The sequence below is a fragment of the Marinovum sp. E3 genome, assembly GCF_055755275.1.
On the sequence record NZ_CM146908.1, the window covers coordinates 284,845 to 305,394 of the forward strand.

19 protein-coding genes are annotated in these 20,550 nt (G+C 65.4%); 14 read left to right on the forward strand and 5 right to left on the reverse strand.

Going from position 1 to position 20,550, the window contains the following annotated elements; translation table 11 throughout:
- Window positions 1–62 precede the first annotated feature (62 nt).
- Together AC0J5K_RS01380 and AC0J5K_RS01385 are read right to left on the reverse strand one after the other, a co-directional pair.
- Window positions 63–1,085 (reverse strand): PRC-barrel domain-containing protein, encoded by a 1,023-nt coding sequence (locus AC0J5K_RS01380; protein WP_274565863.1) that lies wholly within the window; start codon window positions 1,083–1,085, stop codon window positions 63–65.
- 246 nt (window positions 1,086–1,331) lie between these two features.
- Window positions 1,332–1,916 carry an exopolysaccharide biosynthesis protein gene (locus tag AC0J5K_RS01385; RefSeq protein ID WP_170850545.1) on the reverse strand — a complete coding sequence of 195 codons (585 nt, stop codon included), beginning with the start codon at window positions 1,914–1,916 and terminating at the stop codon, window positions 1,332–1,334.
- Between the two features lie 174 nt (window positions 1,917–2,090).
- On the opposite strand from AC0J5K_RS01385, the gene AC0J5K_RS01390 reads away from it, so the two are divergent.
- Window positions 2,091–2,246, forward strand: a complete 156-nt coding sequence (locus AC0J5K_RS01390; RefSeq protein ID WP_148562802.1) for a NepR family anti-sigma factor — start codon at window positions 2,091–2,093, stop codon at window positions 2,244–2,246.
- Window positions 2,247–2,462: 216 nt separating this feature from the next.
- On the forward strand, window positions 2,463–2,633 hold the full coding sequence (locus tag AC0J5K_RS01395; RefSeq protein WP_048529304.1) for a DUF1328 domain-containing protein: 171 nt from the start codon (window positions 2,463–2,465) through the stop codon (window positions 2,631–2,633).
- Between the two features lie 85 nt (window positions 2,634–2,718).
- On the opposite strand, the gene AC0J5K_RS01400 is transcribed toward AC0J5K_RS01395, so the two are convergent.
- On the reverse strand, window positions 2,719–3,537 hold the full coding sequence (locus AC0J5K_RS01400; RefSeq protein WP_274565862.1) for a response regulator: 819 nt from the start codon (window positions 3,535–3,537) through the stop codon (window positions 2,719–2,721).
- Between the two features lie 67 nt (window positions 3,538–3,604).
- Between AC0J5K_RS01400 and AC0J5K_RS01405 the strand changes: the two genes are divergently transcribed.
- From AC0J5K_RS01405 to AC0J5K_RS01445, 9 genes are all read left to right on the forward strand, one after another.
- Entirely contained in the window at window positions 3,605–3,826 is a 222-nt protein-coding gene (locus AC0J5K_RS01405) for a NepR family anti-sigma factor (protein WP_244526496.1), read from the forward strand.
- Window positions 3,827–3,873: 47 nt separating this feature from the next.
- A complete protein-coding gene (locus tag AC0J5K_RS01410) occupies window positions 3,874–4,377 on the forward strand; it encodes an RNA polymerase sigma factor (RefSeq protein WP_048529308.1) in 504 nt (167 codons plus the stop codon).
- Entirely contained in the window at window positions 4,374–6,125 is a 1,752-nt protein-coding gene (locus AC0J5K_RS01415; RefSeq protein WP_274565861.1) for a sensor histidine kinase, read from the forward strand. The genes AC0J5K_RS01410 and AC0J5K_RS01415 overlap by 4 nt, the downstream gene beginning before the upstream one ends.
- 85 nt (window positions 6,126–6,210) lie before the next feature.
- On the forward strand, window positions 6,211–6,396 hold the full coding sequence (locus AC0J5K_RS01420) for a PLDc N-terminal domain-containing protein (protein WP_048529312.1): 186 nt from the start codon (window positions 6,211–6,213) through the stop codon (window positions 6,394–6,396).
- 47 nt (window positions 6,397–6,443) lie between these two features.
- Window positions 6,444–7,850: a dihydrolipoyl dehydrogenase gene (locus AC0J5K_RS01425; protein WP_274565860.1), complete on the forward strand. Its 1,407-nt coding sequence runs from the start codon at window positions 6,444–6,446 to the stop codon at window positions 7,848–7,850.
- 56 nt (window positions 7,851–7,906) lie between these two features.
- Window positions 7,907–10,156: an acyl-CoA dehydrogenase gene (locus AC0J5K_RS01430; protein WP_274565859.1), complete on the forward strand. Its 2,250-nt coding sequence runs from the start codon at window positions 7,907–7,909 to the stop codon at window positions 10,154–10,156.
- Complete coding sequence (locus AC0J5K_RS01435) at window positions 10,153–11,436, forward strand: acetyl-CoA C-acetyltransferase (protein WP_274565858.1); 1,284 nt, start codon at window positions 10,153–10,155, stop codon at window positions 11,434–11,436. Before AC0J5K_RS01430 ends, AC0J5K_RS01435 begins: the two co-directional genes overlap by 4 nt.
- Window positions 11,436–13,499, forward strand: a complete 2,064-nt coding sequence (locus AC0J5K_RS01440; protein ID WP_274565857.1) for a 3-hydroxyacyl-CoA dehydrogenase NAD-binding domain-containing protein — start codon at window positions 11,436–11,438, stop codon at window positions 13,497–13,499. The genes AC0J5K_RS01435 and AC0J5K_RS01440 overlap by 1 nt, the downstream gene beginning before the upstream one ends.
- Window positions 13,499–15,307: an acetyl-CoA hydrolase/transferase C-terminal domain-containing protein gene (locus tag AC0J5K_RS01445; protein ID WP_274565856.1), complete on the forward strand. Its 1,809-nt coding sequence runs from the start codon at window positions 13,499–13,501 to the stop codon at window positions 15,305–15,307. Before AC0J5K_RS01440 ends, AC0J5K_RS01445 begins: the two co-directional genes overlap by 1 nt.
- Here the strand turns inward: AC0J5K_RS01445 and AC0J5K_RS01450 are convergent.
- On the reverse strand, window positions 15,300–17,777 hold the full coding sequence (locus AC0J5K_RS01450; RefSeq protein ID WP_274565855.1) for a vitamin K epoxide reductase family protein: 2,478 nt from the start codon (window positions 17,775–17,777) through the stop codon (window positions 15,300–15,302). The two genes, AC0J5K_RS01445 and AC0J5K_RS01450, sit on opposite strands and share 8 nt — an antisense overlap.
- A 396-nt stretch (window positions 17,778–18,173) precedes the next feature.
- Between AC0J5K_RS01450 and AC0J5K_RS01455 the strand changes: the two genes are divergently transcribed.
- The 3 genes from AC0J5K_RS01455 (at window position 18,174) to AC0J5K_RS01465 (ending at window position 20,309) form a co-directional block, all read left to right on the forward strand.
- Window positions 18,174–19,073 (forward strand): MBL fold metallo-hydrolase, encoded by a 900-nt coding sequence (locus AC0J5K_RS01455; RefSeq protein ID WP_074836916.1) that lies wholly within the window; start codon window positions 18,174–18,176, stop codon window positions 19,071–19,073.
- Window positions 19,074–19,089: 16 nt separating this feature from the next.
- Window positions 19,090–19,449, forward strand: a complete 360-nt coding sequence (locus tag AC0J5K_RS01460) for a rhodanese-like domain-containing protein (protein WP_048529324.1) — start codon at window positions 19,090–19,092, stop codon at window positions 19,447–19,449.
- 353 nt (window positions 19,450–19,802) lie between these two features.
- Window positions 19,803–20,309: a sigma-70 family RNA polymerase sigma factor gene (locus AC0J5K_RS01465; RefSeq protein WP_274565854.1), complete on the forward strand. Its 507-nt coding sequence runs from the start codon at window positions 19,803–19,805 to the stop codon at window positions 20,307–20,309.
- Window positions 20,310–20,314: 5 nt separating this feature from the next.
- On the opposite strand, the gene AC0J5K_RS01470 is transcribed toward AC0J5K_RS01465, so the two are convergent.
- Complete coding sequence (locus AC0J5K_RS01470; RefSeq protein WP_158499002.1) at window positions 20,315–20,479, reverse strand: hypothetical protein; 165 nt, start codon at window positions 20,477–20,479, stop codon at window positions 20,315–20,317.
- Between the last annotated feature and the right edge of the window lie 71 nt (window positions 20,480–20,550).

Sequence of the window (20,550 nt, forward strand, 5' to 3'; positions counted from 1 at the left end):
CCTGCCGCAATAGAAAAAGCCCGCCGTGGGGCGGGCTTTTCCGAACCGGGTGAACGGTTTGCTCAACCTTCGTAGTCGGGCATTGCCTTGAGCTCTTCCTCGGTCATCGAGATATAGACGCGGATGTCACCGCCGCCTTCGGTACGCAGGATGTCGATCTGCGACAGTTCCAGCTGCACCGGCTTTTCGCCAATGCCGAGGAAGCCGCCAACATCAACGATCACCGAGCTCACTTCGCCGCTGTCGGACAGGATGATTTCCGAAACTTCGCCGATGTGATCGTCGGTGCTGTCATAGGCCGGCGCCCCGGTCAGGTTCTCGGAGGTCAGCTCTTCCAGCGGTGCCGTGGCATAGCCTTCGCGCTCGATCAGCCCCGCACCATAGCTCAGAGGTCCGCCGGCGGGATCAACCGGCTCGGCGCCATCTTGGAGGTCGGTGGTCACCTCGGCGTCGGTTTCGGTGGCGACCGTCGCGGGCTGTTCGCCCTCGGCGGCGTCCATCGCGCCGTCAACTTCGGTCTCGACTGCGTCCATGGCACCTTCCATGGCTTCGCCGGTCTCCTCCATCGCGCCTTCAACTGCGGCGCCAGTCTCTTCCATCGCGCCTTCGACCGCGGCGCCGGTCTCTTCCATGGCGGTATCCGCGTCCATCATGGCATCGCCCATTCCGCCCGTATAGGCCGGCGCCTCTTCAAGCGCGGCGACCGGGGCGTTCAGCACCAGGAAGAAGTCGGTTTCGTCCTCGGCCGTGGCATCATCCGAGACGAAGCGGACGGACCCCATGTCGACGGCGACACGGTTTTCGCCAATGCCAAGAAAACCGCCGATGTCGACGAGCACGGAGTCGATCTGGCCATCGCGGGTCAGCACGATGTCGTGGATTTCGCCGATGTCGTCCCAATCATCCTGAAGGCCGTCGACCGCGTCGGTGTCGGTCTCTGCGCGATACACGCGCATGCCGATGAAGTCGGAGGCATGGATTGCGTTCGGGTCTGCTTCGGTACGGAACATGCCGTCAGCATCCTGCGCCATGACCGCGCCGCTGGTCGCTGCAACAAGCGCAGTGGAAATCAAAAGCCGTTTCATGTCTAGGTCTCCTTGTTAACCCACAAATAGCGCTCATGCGCGCCTGTTGAGACAACGTGCGTCCAGCCTCCGGGTTCCCGCAGGCGCCTAAATCTTGCCGGAAATTTCGGCGGAAAAATGCCGAGACCCACGCACAACGGCTCCAGTTTTTATTGATTTTGTCCAGGCACTTGCCCTCGGGGCGCCGCAGGTTGCGGCATCGAGGTCCGGGGCAGGAATGTCTGCCCGGCTTCGGCCAGAGCACGCTCAGAGCAGCCGGCCACCGATCAGCCAGCCCAACCCGGCATAAGGCAGCAGGGCAAGCAGAAAAAACAGGCCGTCGCGGGTCAGCAGTGACAGTGCGAGAAAGCTCACCCCGATGGCGGCGACAGAGGAGGAAAACGGAATGAACTCGAGGAAGGGCATCATCATGCCGGACAGCAGGCTCAGTATCACGGGCAGGTAAATCAACGGCCGGTGAAACAGCACCGACAGTCGGTTGTGGCTGTGCCGGTCGATCCAGGAAATCACCGGCCGCGCCGACCGCAGGGCCTTGTCCAGGGATTTGCCGTCAACTGTCTGGCGCAACAGCCGACGTGGCAGCCAGACCTCCTCGACGCTCATGAGAAGCTGAAAGGAAATGATCGCAATCGCCACGCCGGCGACCATCGAAACGCCCGGAATACCCGACAGCGGCGTCGCGCAGAGCAGGGCGGGCACGAGCAGCAGGGGCACAAGGCTGCGATGGCCCACCGCATCGACGATTTCATCCACCGACACCTTGTCGCGATCGCTGACCGAGGAAATGCTGTCGGCCAATTCGCCGAGCGTTCTGGGCTGTTGTGATGTCAAGGACAGGTACCTCCTGCCTCGCCAACCGGATGTCTGTGGCATTGTTCCCGCTGTGGCAGGAAAGCCGCATCGGGGCAGCGCCCGGACCTGTGTCTATCCGCGATGGAACCGCAGGGCACCACCGATGGTTAAGCCCCCGAACCAGAATAGGAACAATGACCCGGACGTCCGAATATGCCTGAGAATGACAACAACACAGAGGATTGGGTGCAGAACCAGATCGACAGCAATCTCAAGCGGATCTATCGCCAACCCTCTGAGGGCAAATTGCCCGACCGCATGGCCCAGCTTCTGGACCAATTGCGGGAAAAAGAGGCCGCCCGAAGCTAAAGCGGCCGGCCCTGACAGGCCTTATCCGGTCAAGAACGCCCCGACCTTCCCGGCCTTGCCGGGGAGATGATGCCGCTTGGCCGCGCGCGGCGTTCATCCCCAAGAGCACATTTCAATCTGCCCACAGTCACTTAACTGTGCGGAATGTCCCGGAACCTACCGACTGGTTTGGTGGTTGATTATCCACTTGGTAAAGAGTGATGAAAGGAGGCGTCCATGTTGTATTGGGCACTCATCTTCCTGATCGTGGCGCTTGTTGCCGGTCTGCTGGGGTTTGGCGGCATCGCATCGGCCTCGGCCGGGATTGCGCAGATACTGTTTTTTGTTTTCCTCGTTCTCTTTCTCGTGGCGGTCGTGCTGCGCATCATGCGGGGGCGCGCACCCTGAGACGTGACGGCCAGAAGATCAACGAGATGCAAGATGTGAAAAAGGCGTCCCGATGGAAATCGGGGCGCCTTTGAAGTGCGAGGTATTATGCTTTCAACGTCTGGGTACTGGAGAAGAACATCGCCTGGCTGACGGCCGATTGCACCTGCTCCTCGGTATAGGGCTTGGCAATAAGGAAGGCGGGTTCTGGCCGTTCGCCCGTCAGAAGTCGCTCGGGGAAGGCGGTGATGAAGACCACCGGCACCTCGCCCAGCTCTGACAGGATGTGATTGACGGCATCGATCCCCGAGGAATTGTCGGCCAGCTGAATATCGGCCAGCACCATGTCGGGCCGGTCACGATGCGCCAGGGCGACGGCTTCGTCACGGGTGCGGGCATTGCCGGTCACCACATGGCCCATGCTTTCGACGATGGCCGAGATATCCATCGCGATGATCGCCTCATCCTCGATCACCAGGATGCGGCCGCGGATCGCGCCCGACATTTCCCTGCGCGCGATGACCACCAGATCGCCGGCTTCCTGTTCCGGCACGTCAAGGATGGCGGAGATTTCGGGGATGGTGAATCCCTCGATCGAATTCAGCAGCAGCGCCTCGCGGGTGTTGGCCGTCAGCCCTGACAGCCGCCACTGGGCGCGCGCCTCGGGCGAGCTTTCTTCGTCCAGCTCTTCCACCGGAGAGCCGGAGGAGGCCCAGATGCCATGAAAGGCCCTGAACAAAGCCACCTTGGGGTGTTGCGTGTCGCTCAGAACGCTGTCATCAGTCAGAAGCGCCTCGAGTGTCGCAGCGGCATAATGATCGCCCGTCTGCTGATTGCCGGTCAGCGCCCGTGCATAGCGGCGCAGGTAGGGCAACTCGGTCGCGATCTGTCCGGTCACATCAGTCTGTGTGTGGCTTTCAGTCATGTGGTCCTCGAAAAATTTGATGAGCTGGGAACAAAAACGCATAACTCGGTGTTAAGTTCCAGCCTAGGTGCGAAGAAGCATCCACGCGGCGTTGATTAACCTGAAGGGCATGATGGCAAACAACAGTAAGACAACCAAGCTTGATCGGCAAATCGATGAAAATCTTCGGCGGGTCTATTCCGATCTGTCCGAAGAGCCGCTGCCCGATCGTTTCTCACAGCTTCTTGAAAAACTGCGCCAGCAGGAAGAGGCGAAAACCGGCTCGCAGCAGCCCAAGGATGACGCGTGACCCAACCGAAAGACCCGAGAGACGAGCTCGTAGAGCATCTGCCTGCCATGCGGGCCTTTGCCATGAGTCTGACGCGCAACAGCGCGGCGGCGGACGATCTGGTGCAGGATGCCGTGGTCAAGGCCTGGTCGAATTTTGACAAGTTCAAGACCGGCACCAACCTGCGTGCCTGGCTGTTTACCATCCTGCGCAACACCTATTACTCGCTGTATCGCAAGCGCAAGCGCGAGGTCGAGGATCCCGATGGCATCATGGCCGGAAAGCTATCGGAAAAGCCCGCCCATGACGGTCATCTTGCGATGGCGGATTTCCGCGCCGCCTTTGCCAAGCTCAGCGATGAACAGCGCGAGGTGCTGGTGTTGGTGGGCGCCGAGGGCTTTTCCTACGAAGACGCCGCCGAAATGTGCGGCTGTGCCGTCGGCACCATCAAAAGCCGGACAAACCGCGCCCGCAAGCGGCTGGCCGAGCTGATGGAACTCGACGATGAGGAAGATTTCGAGATTACCGATGCGGCCACTCTGGCCGTCGTGACCGGGAAACCGGCTGCATGAGCGAAACCACCTCGGCGACCCGGCGCCGTTTGCACAGGCCGGGACTGGCGCTTCAGCTCGCGTTTGTTCTGAGCCTGGCAATCCTGCCGCTCGGGTTGATCTCGGTGTATCAGACCTACAAGCTCATCGAAGAGCGCCAGAGCCTGTCCGGCTCGGCGCTTCTGGAAGAGACCCAGCAGGCCGTCGCCGTGGCGCGCAACGTGATCAGCGCCGCCGCCAGCACAGCCGAGACCCTCAGCATCACCATCCCGGCGGTGCGCGACACCCAGGAAACCTGCGATGCGGTGCTGGCGCGGGTCGTGGCGCAGAACCGCGATTTCGTCTTCGCCGGCTATGTCGACAGCGAGCTTGGCCTCGTGTGCAATTCGGACAACAGTCTCGATGTCACCGGTCTCGACGCGCTCGAGGACGAGATCCTGCGCCCCGAGCCGGGGCTTTTCGTGCGGTCGTTCGGGTTCCTGGCCGGGCGCGCGACGCTCAACGTGACCGTGCCGGTGATGGAAGCCGGCGTCTTTCGCGGTGTGGCCTGGGTGTCGGTGCCGCTGGTCGATCTCAACGCCGCGCTCAAACGCGCCGCGCCTGACGTCGAGCTGGTGCTGTTTCAGCCCGGCGGCGATGTGCTGGCGACCGAAAACTTCACCGACGACCGGCGCAGCGTGCTGCCCAGCGACCGGGCGCTCGACACCATGGCGATGCGCGGCCGGCACACTTTTCGCGGCTACAACCGCGCCGGGGCTTTGCGCGACTTCGCGGTCGCGCCGATCGTCGAGGATGAGGTCTTTGTGATGGGCAGCTGGGCGCCGCGCCACCGGGGCCTGCTGGTGACCAGCTACGCCGAGACCTTGGCGCTCTATTTTCCGATCTTCATCTGGGTGATCGCCATCGCGGTGGCCTATGTCGGCGTCCACCGTCTGGTGATCCGGCACATCCGCCGGCTGCGGTCGTGGATGCGGCTCTATGCCCAGGGGCAGACCGATTTTGCCAATGCCCGGCTCGACAACCCGCCGCTCGAAGTGGAATACGTCGCCGAAGCTTTCCGCGCGATGACCGAACGGCTGGGCGAGCAGGACCGCCGCCGGCAAGAGGATCTCGAGGAAAAGACCGTGCTGCTGCGCGAGGTGCACCACCGGGTCAAGAACAACCTCCAGCTCATCGCCTCGATGATGAACATGCAGATCCGCGCTACGACCAACCCCGGCGCCAAGCACCTGCTGCGCCGGGTGCAGGACCGGGTGATGGCGCTTTCGGCGATCCACCGCTATCTCTACATGGCGCGCAAGCTGTCGATGGTGCGGGCCGACAAGCTGCTCGAGGACATCATCGAACAGCAGGTCGCGCTGGGTTCGCTCGAAGAGGCCGGCCACAGCATTGCGGTCTCGACCAAGCTCGACCCGGTTGAAATCACCCCCGATCAATCGGTGCCGCTGTCGCTGATGGTGGCCGAGGCGGCGATCAACGCGGTCAAGCATTGCGATGTCGACAAGGACACCGACGGCGCCTGGATCAACATCGCCTTGCAGGAGGCCAGCCCCGGCGTCATCGGTCTGAGCGTGGTGAATTCGCGGCTCAAGCCCGAAGGCGAGCCGTCCCGGCCCGAGGGCACCGGCCTCGGCTCGAAGCTGATCGAGACCTTCGTGATCCAGCTCAACGGCAAGCTCGAGACCGTCGAAGAGGACAACCGCTTCGAGCTGCATGTCACCTTTCCGCTGGCCTGGCCCAAGGAAGGCGACGACGACGATGACAACTGAGCCGCGAAATCTCTTCCCGTGAAGGGAACCTGTCGGCGGATCGCTGCGTTCGTCCGACAAGTGAATTCACGGGAAGGGACGCATCATGACAGAGATCACCGGAATTGGCGGGTTCATCCTGCTTGTGCTGGATGTCTGGGCCATCGTTTCGGTTGTCGGTTCGACGGCCTCGACCGGCAAGAAGGTGCTCTGGGTGCTGCTGATCCTGATCCTGCCGCTTCTGGGCTTTATCATCTGGCTGATCGCCGGCCCCAGATCGGCGCGCCCGTGACCAGGGCCCCGGCCGCGCCGGCCCGGCCGCTGAGAGAGTGAGGCAGCATGACGGATCTGCAATGTGACGTGGCAATCATCGGCGCTGGCACCGCCGGGCTGGCCGCGCAGCGCAGCGCCAGCAAGTTGGGCGCCAGCACTTTGCTGATCGACCCGGAGTTCAGGGGCACGACCTGCGCCGCGACCGGCTGCATGCCGTCGAAACTGCTGATCGCGGCCGGCGACGCGGCCCATGCGGTGCGCGACGCCGGGGCCTTCGGCATCGCGGCCAATCCCGAGGTGGACGGCCGCGCCGTGATGCGCCGGCTGAACAAGGTGCGCGCGCGGTTTGTCCAAGGCGTGAAGGACAGCATTTCCGACTTGCCGGAGGCGGTCAGGATCACGGCGCGGGCGCGGTTCGACGGACCCGACCGGCTCTTGCTCGACGATGGCCGCAGCTTGGCGGCCAAATCCGTGGTGATCGCCACTGGCGCTACGCCCGCGCTCCCCGAGCCTTTCCGCGCGGTGTCGGACAACATCCTCACCAACGAGACGATCTTCGACCTCGAAGACCTGCCACGGTCGGTTGCGGTGCTCGGCGCAGGGCCGATCGGCGTCGAACTGGCGCAGGCGCTGGGCCGCCTCGGGGTCGAGGTCGCGGTATTCGACATCGGCGACACCTTGGCCGGGATGCAGGACAGCCAGGTCGGCGAGACCCTGCGCGAGTTGCTGGCCGAAGAGCTGCCGCTGCATCTGAACACCGAAGCCGAGGTCGCGCCGGCCGACGATGGTGTCCGGCTGACATGGGATGGCCAGAGCCGCACCTTCGAGAAGCTGCTTCTGGCGGTGGGGCGTCCCCCCAATTTCGACGGGCTCGATCTCGGGAACGCCGGGATCGCGCTCGACGATCACGGCGCGCCGGAGTTCGACCGCCAGACCCTGCGCTGCGGCACGTCGTCGATCTTCATCGCCGGCGATGCCAACAGCGACCGGCCGCTGCTGCACGAGGCCGCGCATGAGGGCCATATCGCCGGCCGAAACGCCGCAAGCTGCCCCGACGTTGCGGAATTTTCCCGCATGGTGCCCTTTGCCCTGACCTTCACCCGTCCCGAGGCGGCCGAGGTCGGCACCATTCCCGACCCCGACGATGCCAGCTTTGTCGGCGCCTCCGCGCCCTATGACGACCAGGGCAAGGCGCGGGTCGAACATCGGCTCGGCGGGCTCTGCCGGCTCTATGCCCGGCATGCGGACGGCAAGCTCACCGGCGCCAGCCTCTGCGCGCCCGACGCCGGCCATCTGGCGCATATCTTCGCCTTGGCAATCGGCCGCGGGCTGACGGCGACCGACTTGCTGAACATGCCCTATTACCATCCGACACTCGAGGAAGGTTTGAAGTCGGCCCTGCGGACGCTCTGCAAGGAAACCGGGCAGGACCAGCCCAACACCCGCGAAGACGACGCCGTCCGGGGCCTCTGAGGCAGGAACCTTCGTCCACCTGAACGGTTGTCCCAGGCAAGGAGGGACAGTCGCGCATGTCAGATTTTCGCAAGACCAGGATCACCCGCCCCATCCACCGCCGGGCCAGGACGGCTCTGCCGCAGATGTCAGAGACCGAGGCGGAGGCGCTCAATGCCGGTGAGGTCTGGTGGGAAGCCGAGCTGTTCTCGGGCAATCCCGATTACGACAAGCTGCATGCGGTGGCTGAGCCCAGGCTCAGCGACGAAGAGCGCGCCTTTCTCGAGGGGCCCTGCGAAGAGCTTTGCGCGATGATCGACGACTGGGACATCAACCAGCGCGACGCCGATCTGCCGCCGGAGGTCTGGGAGTTCCTGCGCAAGCAGAAATTCTTTGGCATGATCATCGAGAAGAAACACGGCGGCCTCGGCTTTTCCGCCTACGCCCATTCCGAGGTGGTCCGCTATATCGCCACCCGCTCGGTTGCCGCGGCCGTCACCGTCATGGTGCCCAATTCGCTGGGCCCCGGCGAGCTGTTGCACATGTTCGGCACCGAGGCGCAGAAGGATCACTGGCTGCCGCGCCTCGCCGACGGTCGCGAGCTGCCCGCCTTTGGCCTGACCAGCGCCGAGGCCGGTTCCGACGCCTCCGCCATGCGCGACGAGGGCATTGTCGAGAAAGGCATGTGGCAGGGTGAAGAGGTGCTGGGCATCCGGCTCAACTGGTCCAAGCGCTATATCACCCTGTCGCCGAAGTGCACCGTTCTCGGGCTGGCCTTCAAGCTGCGTGATCCCCAGGGGCATCTGGGCGGCATGGAAGAGGTCGGCATCACCTGCGCGCTGGTGCCCGCCGATCTGCCCGGGGTCGAGACCGGGCGGCGCCATATTCCGTCCTCGACCATGTTCCTCAACGGGCCGACCACCGGCAAGGACGTCTTCGTCCCGCTCGATCACATCATCGGCGGCCAGGAATATGCCGGCCGCGGCTGGATGATGCTGATGTCGGCGCTGGCCGCGGGACGGGGCATTTCGTTGCCCTCGATGGGCTGTGCCGCGATCGGTTTTTCCGCCCATACCACCGGTGCCTATGCCCGTGTCCGCGAGCAGTTCAACCTGCCGATCGGCAAATTCGGCGGCATCCAGGCGCGACTGGCGCAGCTTGCCGCCGACGCCTACCTGATGGATGGCGCACGGCGACTGACCTGCGCCGGGCTGGACGAGGGCAGGGCGCTTTCGGTGATCTCGGCGATCATGAAGGCGCATGCGACCTTCCGCATGCGCGAGGCGGTGAACGATGCGATGGACGTGCATTCCGGCAAGGCGGTGATCGACGGGCCGACGAATTACCTGCTGCCGCTCTATCGCGCGGTGCCGATCGGCATCACCGTCGAAGGCGCCAATATCGTCACCCGCTCGCTGATCATCTTTGGCCAGGGCGCGATCCGGGCGCATCCGCATCTGCTGGATGAGATGCAGGCCTTGCAGATAGAAGACGAGGACGAGAGCCTCGAAGCCTTCGACAAGGCGTTCTGGTCGCATGTCGGCCATGCGCTGAAGACTGTCGGCCGCAGCCTGTCGCGCGCCTGGAGCGGCGGAAGGCTGGCCTCGGCCCCGCGCAAGGCCGGGGCCGCGACGCCGATCTATCGCCAGCTGTCGCGCTGGGCGGCGTCTTATGCGCTGGTGGCCGATCTCTGCTTTCTGACCCTGGGCGGCGAACTCAAGCGGCGCGAGATGATCTCGGCCCGGATGGGCGACATCCTGTCGGAAATGTACCTGCTCTCCGGGGCGCTCAAACGCTGGCAGGACGAGGGGCAGCAGAAGGCCGATCTGCCGGTGCTGGAATATGCCGCCGCGCGCAGCTTTGCCGGCATGCGTCGGGCGCTTGACGAGGTGCTGGCCAATCTGCCCGCCCGCTGGGCCGGCTGGCTTGGCCGTGCGCTCACCCTTCCCGGCGGCAGCGCACGCGGCCCCGACGACCGGCTGACGGTGCGCGTCGCCAATCTCCTGCTCGAACCCTCGGCGGCCCGTGACCGTATCACCGGGCGGCTGCATGGCGGTTGCGATCGCAATGGCGTCGGCGCGCTCAACGCCGCCTTTGCCGCCGTGATCGACGCTGCGCCGCTGATGAAGCGCCTGCGCGAAAGCGGCCACAGCCCCGACAGCGCGCTTGATGCCGGGATCATTTCCGAAGCCGACCGCACACGCATTTCAGATATGGAGGACAAGGTGTCTCAGACAATCGCCGTTGACGATTTCTCGCCCAAGGACCTCGCCAGCTATTACCCCGGGCTGGAGGCCAGCGACAGCGAAAGGATGGCCGCACAATGACCCGACCTGTCTATCTCGTCGATGGCGCCCGCACGCCCTTCCTCAAGGCCCGCGGCAAGCCCGGCCCCTTCACCCCGGTCGATCTCGCGGTGCAGGCCGGCCGGCCGCTGCTGGCGCGCCAGCCATTTGACCGCAAGAGCTTTGATCTCGTCATCCTCGGCTGTGTCAATGTCATCGCCGACGAGATGAACCCGGCCCGCGTTGCCGCCCTCCGGCTGGGGTTGGGCGACGCGATGGTGGCCTTTACCGTGCAGATCAATTGCGGCTCGGGCATGCAATCGATCGATACCGCCTTTCGCTACATCCGCGAGGGCAAACATGACATGATCCTCGCCGGCGGAACCGAGGCGCTGAGCCATGCGCCGCTGGTTCTGCGGCAGAGCGCGGTGGAATGGTTCGGCCAGATGTCGCAGGCCAAGGGGCCCATCGAGCAGGCCAAGGCGATGACCGGTCTGCGCCCCGAATTCTTCAAGCCCGTGGTCGGGCTGGAACGCGGGCTGACCGACCCGATCACCGATCTCAACATGGGTCAGACCGCGGAGGTGCTGGCGCATCGTTTCGGCATCACCCGCCAGACCGCCGACGCCTATGCGATGGAAAGCCACCACCGGCTGGCCCGGGCGCAGCGCGAAGGCTGGCTCGAGGACGAGGTCATGCCCGCCTTTACCCGCGACGGCGTGGCGCATGAACATGATGACGGCGTGCGGCCCGACAGCGACATGGAGGGGCTGGCCAAGCCCGGCCCGGCCTTCGAACGGCCGTATGGCAAGGTCACGGCGGGCAATTCCAGCCAGATCACCGATGGCGCCTCCTGGGTCATCGTCGCCTCGGAAGAGGCGGTCGAGAGACATGGGCTGACACCGCTGGCCCGCATCGTCGACAGCGAATGGGCGGCGCTCGACCCCTCGGCGATGGGGCTTGGGCCGGTGCTCTGTTCGACCGCGCTGGCGCGGCGGCACGACCTCGGCGCTCAAGATATCGACCTCTGGGAGCTGAACGAAGCCTTTGCGGCGCAGGTGCTGTCCTGCCTCGCGGCGTGGAAGGATGCGGAGTTCTGCCGCGAGGTGCTCGGGCTCGACGGCGCCTTCGGCGCGCCCGACCGCGACGATCTGAATATCGATGGCGGCGCGATCTCGCTGGGCCATCCCGTGGGCACCAGCGGCAACCGGATCGTGCTGCACCTTGCCAATGCCATGAAACGGCGCGGCGACACATCCGGCATCGCCACCGAATGCATCGGCGGCGGTCTGGGCGGCGCCATGTTGCTGGAGGCTGTGTGATGACCGGACCTGTGCTTTCCTTTCTCGGCGAAACCCATTGCGAGCTTGGCCCCGCTGCCGATGCCTCCGGGCACCCCTGGCGGCATGGCGAGGCCGACGGCATCCACTGGCTGGTGCTCGATTGCGAGGGCAGTTCGGTCAACACCGTCTCGGAGCAGGTGCTGACCGGGCTCGATGCCGCGCTGGATCAGATCGGCACGCCGCGGGCACTGGTGATCCGCTCGGCCAAGCCGGCGGGTTTTGCCGCCGGCGCGGATATCGACAGTTTCAACGACATGCGCGATCAGGGCGCGGCGGCGCTCCTGCAACAGGGCCATGCCGTGCTTGACCGGCTGAAGGCGCTGGACTGTCCGACCATCGCAATCGTCCACGGCGCGGCGCTGGGCGCGGGGTTCGAGATCGCGCTCGCCTGTGACCACCGGATTGCCATCGACGGCGCGAAATTCGGCTTTCCCGAGGTCAACCTCGGCCTGCATCCCGGGCTGGGCGGCAGTTTCCGCCTGACCCGGCTGATCGACCCGACCGAGGCGATGACGCTGATGCTCACCGGCAAGAGCGCGCATACCGCCAAGGCCGAGCGGCTTGGCATCGTCGACGCCGTGACCGAAGAGCGCCATGCCGCCGCCGCCGTCGCGGCCATCGCCGAGGGTGAGAACGACCGCCCCGAGCCGGGTCTGAAATCCCGCGCCTTCCGCATCGAAGCGGCGCGCAGCTATGCCGCCGGCCGGATGCGCAGCGAAACCGAGAAAAAGGCGCCACGGGCGCATTATCCAGCGCCCTATGCGCTGATCGACATCTGGGAGAAATACGGCGACGACCGTGACCGGATGCAAAAGGCCGAGATCGAGAGCTTCGCCGATCTGCTCGACAGCGAGACCTCGCGCAACCTGCGGCGGGTGTTCTTCCTGCGGCAACGGCTCAAGGCCGAGACGCGGGGCGCTGACGGCATTTCCCATGTGCATGTGATCGGCGCCGGCGCCATGGGCGCGGAAATCGCCGCCTGGGCCGCCATTCAGGGCAAGCAGGTGACCCTTGGCGACGTCAAGCTCGCGCCGCTGGGCCAGGCCGTGAAGGCCGCCGCCCAGACCTGCCGCGACAAGCACCTGAGCAGCGGCGAGACGCGCGACGCGCTCGACCGGCTGATGCCGGATCCGCGCGGCTACGGTCTGGCCCGGGCCGACCTGGTGATCGAGGCCGCGCCGGAGGATGCCGATCTGAAAGCCGGGATCTATCGCGACGTCGGCAAAAAGCTGAAAGACGGGGCCATCCTTGCCAGCAACACCTCGAGCCTGCGGCTCGAGACGCTCAAGGACGGTGTCGCCGATCCGACGCGCTTTGCCGGGCTGCATTTCTTCAACCCGGTGTCCAGGATGCAACTGGTCGAGGTGGTCCGCCTTGAGGCCACCGATGACGCCGTGCTGCGCCGTCTGGCGGCGTTCTGCGGTGCCATCGACCGGTTGCCGGTGCGGGTCGCCGATGCCCCCGGCTTTCTCGTCAATCGCGCGCTGACGCCTTATCTGATGGAGGCGATGGTGCTGATGGACGAAGGCATCGACAAGGAGGTGATCGACCGCGCCGCGCTCGATTTCGGCATGCCGATGGGGCCGGTGGCACTGGCCGATCAGGTCGGGTTGGACATCGGGCTGCATGTGGCGACAAGCCTGTCCGAGACCCTCGACAAGCCGATGCCGCCGATCAGCCAGCGCCTGCGCGACAAGGTCGAGGCGGGCGAGACCGGCAAGAAGGCGGGCAAGGGCTTTTACGACTGGTCCGATGGCACGCCGCATCCGCAGGCCGAGGACGCCCCGCCCGAGGATCTGACCGACCGGCTGATCCTGCCGATGCTCGATGCCTGCGTCGCCTGCCTGCGAAAGGGGGTGGCCCGCAGCGCCGACGAGGTGGATGGGGCGATGATCTTTGCCACCGGATTTGCGCCGTTCCGCGGCGGGCCGATGCACTATGCCCGCACCCGCGGCCACACCGAGATCGCCGACCGTCTCGACACCCTGGCCGAGCGTCACGGGCCGCGGTTTGCCCCCGACCGGGGCTGGCGTGAGATGTGATGCAGCGATTGCACGACGCCGAGGCCGCCGCCCGCGAGATCGTCGCCAGGACCGGCGGCGAGATCCGGCTGGCGCTGCCTCTGGGGCTGGGCAAGCCGGTGCGGCTGGTCAACGCGCTGGTCAAGCTGGCCTGTGACGACCCGTCGATCCGGCTGGCCATCTTCACCGCGCTGACACTGGAGCCGCCCGATCCCGGTTCGGGGATGAAGGCGCGGTTTCTGGGGCCGGCAAAGGACCGGCTGTTTGGCGCCTATCCGGCGCTGCTTTATGCCGAGCTGCTGCGCCGCGATGCGCTGCCCGACAATATCACGGTGAACGAATTCTTTCTGCTGGCCGGCCGCTGGCTCGGCGTGGCGCCGATGCAGCAGGCCTATATTTCGGCCAATTACACCCATGCCCGCGACGTGCTGATCGCGCAAGAGCCCAATGTACTGGCCCAGCTCGTATCGGAACAGGACGGTGCTTTCAGCCTGTCGGGCAATACCGATATTTCCGCCGATCTCTTTGCCATGCGCGCCGAGGGCAAGCTCGATTTCGTCGCCGTGGGCGAGGTGCACCCCGATCTGCCCTTCATGCAGGGGCCCGGCGCGGTGCTGACGCCGGAGGCCTTTCACCTCACCCTCGTGCCCGAACCTTACGAGCTGTTCTCGGCGGTCAAACGCCCGGTCGATGCGGCCGCCCATGCCATCGGCCTGCATGTGTCGCGGCTGATCGCCGATGGCGGCACCTTGCAGATCGGCATCGGCGCGATCGGCGATGCGGTGGCCCATGCGCTGCTTCTGCGCCACAGTGGCGCGGCGCCGCCAATCCAGCGCGCCGCGCCCTTCAATCTGCCTGCGCCCGGCGGCCCGTTCGAAGAGGGCCTGCACGGCGTGACCGAGATGCTGGTCGGCGGGTTGCTGGCGTTGTTCGAGGCGGGCGTCGTCCGGCGCGAAGTCGACGGCCATGCGATTGCCGCCGGCTTCTTTGTCGATACCCGCGATTTCTATCGCCGCCTGCGCGAGATGCCGCGCGAGGAACGTGCCCGCATTGCCATGACGCCGGTGAGTTTCACCAACGCGCTTTACGGCAACGAGGCCGAGAAGCGCACCGCACGGGTCAAGGCGCGCTTTGTCAACGGGGCGATGCAGGTCTCGGTGATGGGCGACGTGATGTCCGACACGGTGGAAAACGGCCAGGTGGTGAGCGGCGTCGGCGGCCAGTTCAACTTTGTCGAACAGGCCTTTGCGCTGCACGATGCGCGGTCGATCATCACCCTGCCGGCGACGCGCTGGTCCGAAGGCAAGCGTCACAGCAACATCCGCTGGTCGGTCGCCACCACCACCGTGCCGCGCCATATGCGCGATGTGGTGGTGACGGAATACGGCATCGCCGATCTGCGTGGCAGGTCGGATGCCGAAACCATTGCCGCGCTGATCGCCATCGCCGACAGCGCCTTTCAGGACGAATTGATCGACCGGGCGCAGAAGGCGGGCAAGTTGCCCAAGGGGTTCACCCTGCCGCAGAGCGCGCGCAACAATTGGCCCGAGGCCGTAGAGACTTGGCTCGCCCCGCATCGCGCCGAACTGCCCGATTTTCCCTTCGGCAGCGATTTCGACGAGATCGAGCGGCTGCTCTTGCCGGCGCTGGAAGAGCTGTCGCGCCACGCGCCGACGCTGCGCGGCAAGGCGCGGCTGCTGCGGGACGCGCTGCGCCTGCCGCCGCACCCGCGCGAGCAAGAGGCGCTGGCGCGGATGGGCTTTGACAGCCGCTATGCGGGGGGTGAGGCGCTCGCGCTCTCTGGCGCGTTGCGCCGGGTCGTTACCTGATCCAGGCGTTCATCGCGCCATAGTGCCCGCCAACCGGCCCGCGCGGCACGGTCAGCCCGATCAGCAGCAGCCCGGCGGCAAAGCAGGTCAGATAGGCCAGTACCGATCCGCCGGTGACCAGCGGTGCAAAGATCAGCACCACACCGATGATCACGTTCAGAAAGCGCGCCATCCGCACTACCGAGGCCAGCGAGGTCACCGACACGGTGAGCGCCAGCGCGCCGCAAATGTGCACGGCGGCGGCGACCGGGCTGTCCCAGGTCAGGTAGAGCGGCGACAGCATCAGCCAGAGCGCCACGCCAATCGAGGCCAGCAGCGACCACGGCAGGGTGATACCGCCGCTCAGCATGTCGCGCAGGATCACGCCGGGCTTGCGCTCGAAAGCCTGCCGGTCGATCTCGCCGGTGCCTTCGTCGGTGTCGCCGGTAAAGAACACCAGCAACCAGGGCCGCCCGGCGCGGTGGCGGCGGATCAGGAATTGCACCGTGGCGACGATCTCGTCGATGGCATAGGGGATTTGCAGCAGCATCGCGGCGGCCGCGATCAGCGCCAGCGTCGAATAGGTGCCGATCACGATCGGCTGGATCACGATAAAGAAGATCGATACCGCGCCCAGCGGCACGATCATCACGCCGAACAGCACCGTCAGCCAGGGCATGGTACGCCAGCGCCTCGCCGAGCCGATCACGCCGACGAGGATCTCGAGCGCATAGGTCAGCGCGCCGAGGCCGGCGTCGGGCACCGGCCAGGCCTCGGAGACCTCCGAGGTGATGATCTGCTCGGTGCCGTTCTTGTCGGGCAGGGTTCCGTCAAAGAACGGCTCCCAGACGCCATCAATGCTTTCGAGCTGATAGGCCGTCAGGTAGCGCGAGATCAGCAGGCCGACGACGGCCAGCAGGATCACCGGCAGCCGCTGAAACCAGTCCGAGGGCGAATAATCCCAGCCCTTGGGGATCACCGGCCCGGTCTGGGCGGCGGCAGGCGAGACGCCGGGCGCGGGCGGCAGGCCAAGCGCAAAGCCCACCGCCAGCATGCCGGTGAGCGTTGCATTGACATAGGCCGCCCCGTTTTCGGCCCAGAAGATCAGCGGCGCAAACATGATCCAGCAGCCTACGGCCGCGGCGGCAAACCGCGCGTGCGGCAATTGCCACGACATCGACAGCAGCGCGCAAAGGCTCAGCGCCAGCCCGGCCAGCACGTCGCTCCAGGCCAGCCAGCTTTCGCCGTAGCCCAGCAGCGGCGGCGAGGTCAGCAGCCACAGCCCCAGGCCGAAATTCGCCCAATGCGCCCAAAGGCTGTCGTGGTGGCGGGCACGGTATTCGCGTTCATGTGTGGCGCGCAGGTCTTCGGCCTCGGCATTGGCCTCTTCGGCCGAGCGCAGCCAGACCGGCGGCGTGATGCCATTGGCCTTGTACCAGCCCATCGGATCGTCCTGGAGCGCGGCCACGATATGGCGCAGCCCGTCGCGGATGCGGTGTTTCGGCTCCCAGTCCAGCAGCTCCTTGGCCTTGGAGATGTCGAGCGCGTAGTGATCCGACGACAGCTCGATCATGAAAGGCCGGATGAAAGGCTTCTCGCCTTCGTCGAGGGCATCGGGGATCGGCTCTTCCGCCGCCACCTCGGCCCGGGCGGCCACCCGGGCCACCGGCGCCGGGACGCGCAGGGTCTGCCAATCCTCCTCGCCGTGGATCAGCTGGCCGAGTTCCTCTTGCAGCTTGGCATAGCTCATCGCATCCGGCTCGCCCGCCAGCACAACTTCGAGGCCCTCGATCCGGTCGCGCCGGTCGATCGCGCTGGCAAAGAGCTCCAGCATGTCCTCGAGGTGGATAAACGCCTGCCCGGCTTGCAGATCGCCGGAATAGACATGCGATTTCAGATCCCGTTCATAGATCCGCGCGATTTGCTGGCTGAGCGTCGGCACCGCCGTCTTGTCATCATAAAGCCCGGCCATGTGCAAAAGCAGCACCGACATCTCCGGGTTGGTCCTGGGCGCGAGTTCGCGGATCACATCTTCGGTTTCGGCCTTGGATTTCGGATAGGCCCAGCCCGGTGCCAGCGGCGTGTCCTCGTTGATGCGCTCGCCGGGGTGGCCGGGCCGGTGCACCAGCATGGTGCCGGCATAGATGAAATGCGCCACATCCAGACCTTCGAGCCCCTTGAGAAGGTTGCGCGTGCCCTCGACGTTGACCTTGTCGTACATCGGGCTCTCGCGGCCGGAAAAGTCGAAATAGGCGGCGAGGTGGATCACCGCCGCCAGCGTGCCGCCGCTGGCCTCGCGCACCTGATCGAGCGCATGGGCAACCGAGGACTCATCGGTGATGTCGAGGCCGAAGATACGCCCGTCTTCGGCATTCTCCGGCAGGTCGACGCCAAGCACGGTGTAGCTGGCGGAAAGTTTCTCGCTGAGGGCGCGGCCGATGCGGCCCGCGGCACCGGTGATCAGAACTGTCGGTTTGTCTTGCGCTGTCACGTGTCACCCCTTGTCTCACTGTTTGGCCGGCAGTTTTGGCCGCGTGCCCAAAGCCGCCGGGGCACGCGCCTCTCGGGGTCCAACGCGAAGCCCGGCGCGCAGTTCCCGCCGACGGCCACGACACCAGGGAACCGGCGCGGCGCGCGGCGCGTTGGCCCGGTGAAAGGAGAGTGCCATGGACAGTCTGATGCTGATTTCAACGATCCTGACGGTCGCGCTCTTGACCGGCGCCGTCACGGTTCCGGCCGCCGTGCGCCAGTCCGGCCGCAAGTAAGACCGCCCGAGTGAAGATCGCCGGGAGACCACACCCGGAGAGCGCCACGGCAAAGGCAGGCCGCCGTGCGTCGGTCTCCGGGTTCCCTGTGTTCCAGCAACCCCGAGATTTCAGGAGGCCACATGACCTTTCAACACAAGATCAGCGCATCGCGCGGCAAGGGAAGCCCCGAGGTGATCGGCTTTCGTGAGCCCGACACCGGCAGTTGCCAATACATCTGCGTCGATCCTGCCACCGGCGCGGCCGCCGCAATCGACATTGTGCAGGAGTTCGATCCGGCAAACGCCAGCACACGTTTCGACAGCGCCGAATGGGTGCTGGCACAGGTCAAGGAGCGCGGCCTCGCGCTGGACTGGGTGCTCGACACCCATCCGCATGCCGATCACTTCATGGCGTCGCACTGGCTCGGAAACCGGACCGGCGGCACCACCGCGATCGGCGACAAGGTGCATGATGTCGCCGACATTTGGGCCGAGCTCTACAACCTGCGCGACGCCTTTCACCCCGAACGGGATTTCGGCCGGCTGTTCGCCGATGGCGAGCGGTTCAAGCTGGGCGAGCTCGAGGGGCGGGTGCTGCTGTCGACCGGCCATACCGCCGGCTCGGTCAGCTACGTGATCGGCGATGCGATCTTTGCGCATGACACCTTCATGCAGCCCGACGCCGGCACGGCACGCTGCGATTTTCCCGGCGGATCGGCCTCGGATCTCTATGACACGCTGATGCGCCTGCTGGATCATCCCGACGATCACCGCATCTTCATCGGCCATGATTATGGCACCGACACGCGTGATGACCCGGCCTGGGAAAGCACGGTCCGGGAGCAGCGCGACAGCAACATCCACATCGGCGGCGGGGTGTCGAAGGCCGCGTTCATCGAGACCCGCGAAGCGCGCGATGCCACGCTCGACCTGCCCGATCGCATGTTGCATGCGCTTCAGGTCAACCTGCGCGGTGGCCGACTTCCCAAGGCGGAAGACGACGGCAACGCCTATTTCAAGATTCCCGCAAACCGCCTTTGAGCCACAGGAGACCCGGATGTCAGAGATCGAGAACTGGAGCCCGCAAAGGGTGTTCGAGGCCCTCAATGCAGGCGAGATCGTGCTGATCGATGTTCGGACCCCGGCCGAATACATAATGGAACATGTCGAGGGCGCGCTGCTGATGCCGATGCCCTTCTTTCGCGCCGATGCCCTACCGACGCAGGACGGCAAGCGGATCGTGCTGCATTGCGGCTCGGGCAAGCGCAGCGGCAAGGTCGGCCAGGACGCGATGGCGTCGGGGATCACCCCGCTGGCCCATATGGAAGGCGGCTTCGGTGCCTGGAAATCGGCCGGTCTGCCGCATGTCGGAACCGATCTGGCCACGGGCGCGCCCAAGCGGATGGGCGGGGCCTGACCCCTCGCGCCGGTGCGGGCCCGGCCCGAGAATGAGGAACCTTTCGGGCCGGGCCGCGTTGGAATTGAAGAGGGTCGAAGGGCCGAAGCCTCAAGGGAGACAGTCAAGTGAACAATATCATTTATATCGTGGGTCTGGTCGTCATCGTTCTGGCTATCGTGGGTTTCGTTCTCTGAACCAGACGATGTGACGATGACGCAGGGGCGCGGGTCATCCCCGGCGCCATCAGGTGGCCAGGGGTCTGGCGCCTGAGCGTCATCCCACGTGTTGTTTGCAAGACCGCGTCAGACCTGCGCCGCCGCATCGTAGCGGCGGCAAGTGGCGGAGGGCTTGTGGTGTGTTTGAGGAAGGTCATGGGAGCCAAGGAAAACATTGTCGAGATGATCCCGGCTCTGCGGGCCTATGCGTGGGTCTTGACGCGTCGCCACGAAGACGTGGATGACCTGGTGCAGGACACGCTGGTCAAGGCGATCGACAATTTCGACAAATACCAGTCCGGGACCAATCTGCGGGCCTGGCTGATGACCATCATGCGCAACACCTTTCTCAACAACGTCAAGCGGGCGGCGCGGATGCAGACCGGCGCCGAAACCTGCATCTCGTCCTCGGTCTCTGTGCCGGCCACCCAGGAATGGACGGTGCGCGGCCACGAGATGATGGACAAGGTCGCCGAATTGCCGACCCATTACCGCGAAACGCTGATCCTGGTGGTGATGCTGGGCGAGAGTTACGAAACGGCGGCGCGGATCTGCGAGGTCGAGGTCGGCACCATCAAGAGTCGGGTCAACCGCGCGCGGCGGATGCTGATCGCGGCGCTCGAAGGCAATGAACCGGAAGGGGTCAAACCGCCCAGAGACTGACGGCGTCAGTCCGAGCTGTCGGCCTCGCGGTCGCGCAGCAGCTTTTGCAGCTCGCGCGCCAGTTCGACCAGACGCTCGGGCGTGTTTTCGGTCTGCAATTCCGCCAGTTTGCGACGCAATTCCGCGTCAAGCGCGGCCTCGGGCCCGGGCAGGTCTTCGCGTCGTGTCATCTTGGGCCCTTTGGCGGTGGCGAGGGTCGCAGGTTGGGTGTCTGCTAGCCGCGCCACCGCGTGCTTGTCAA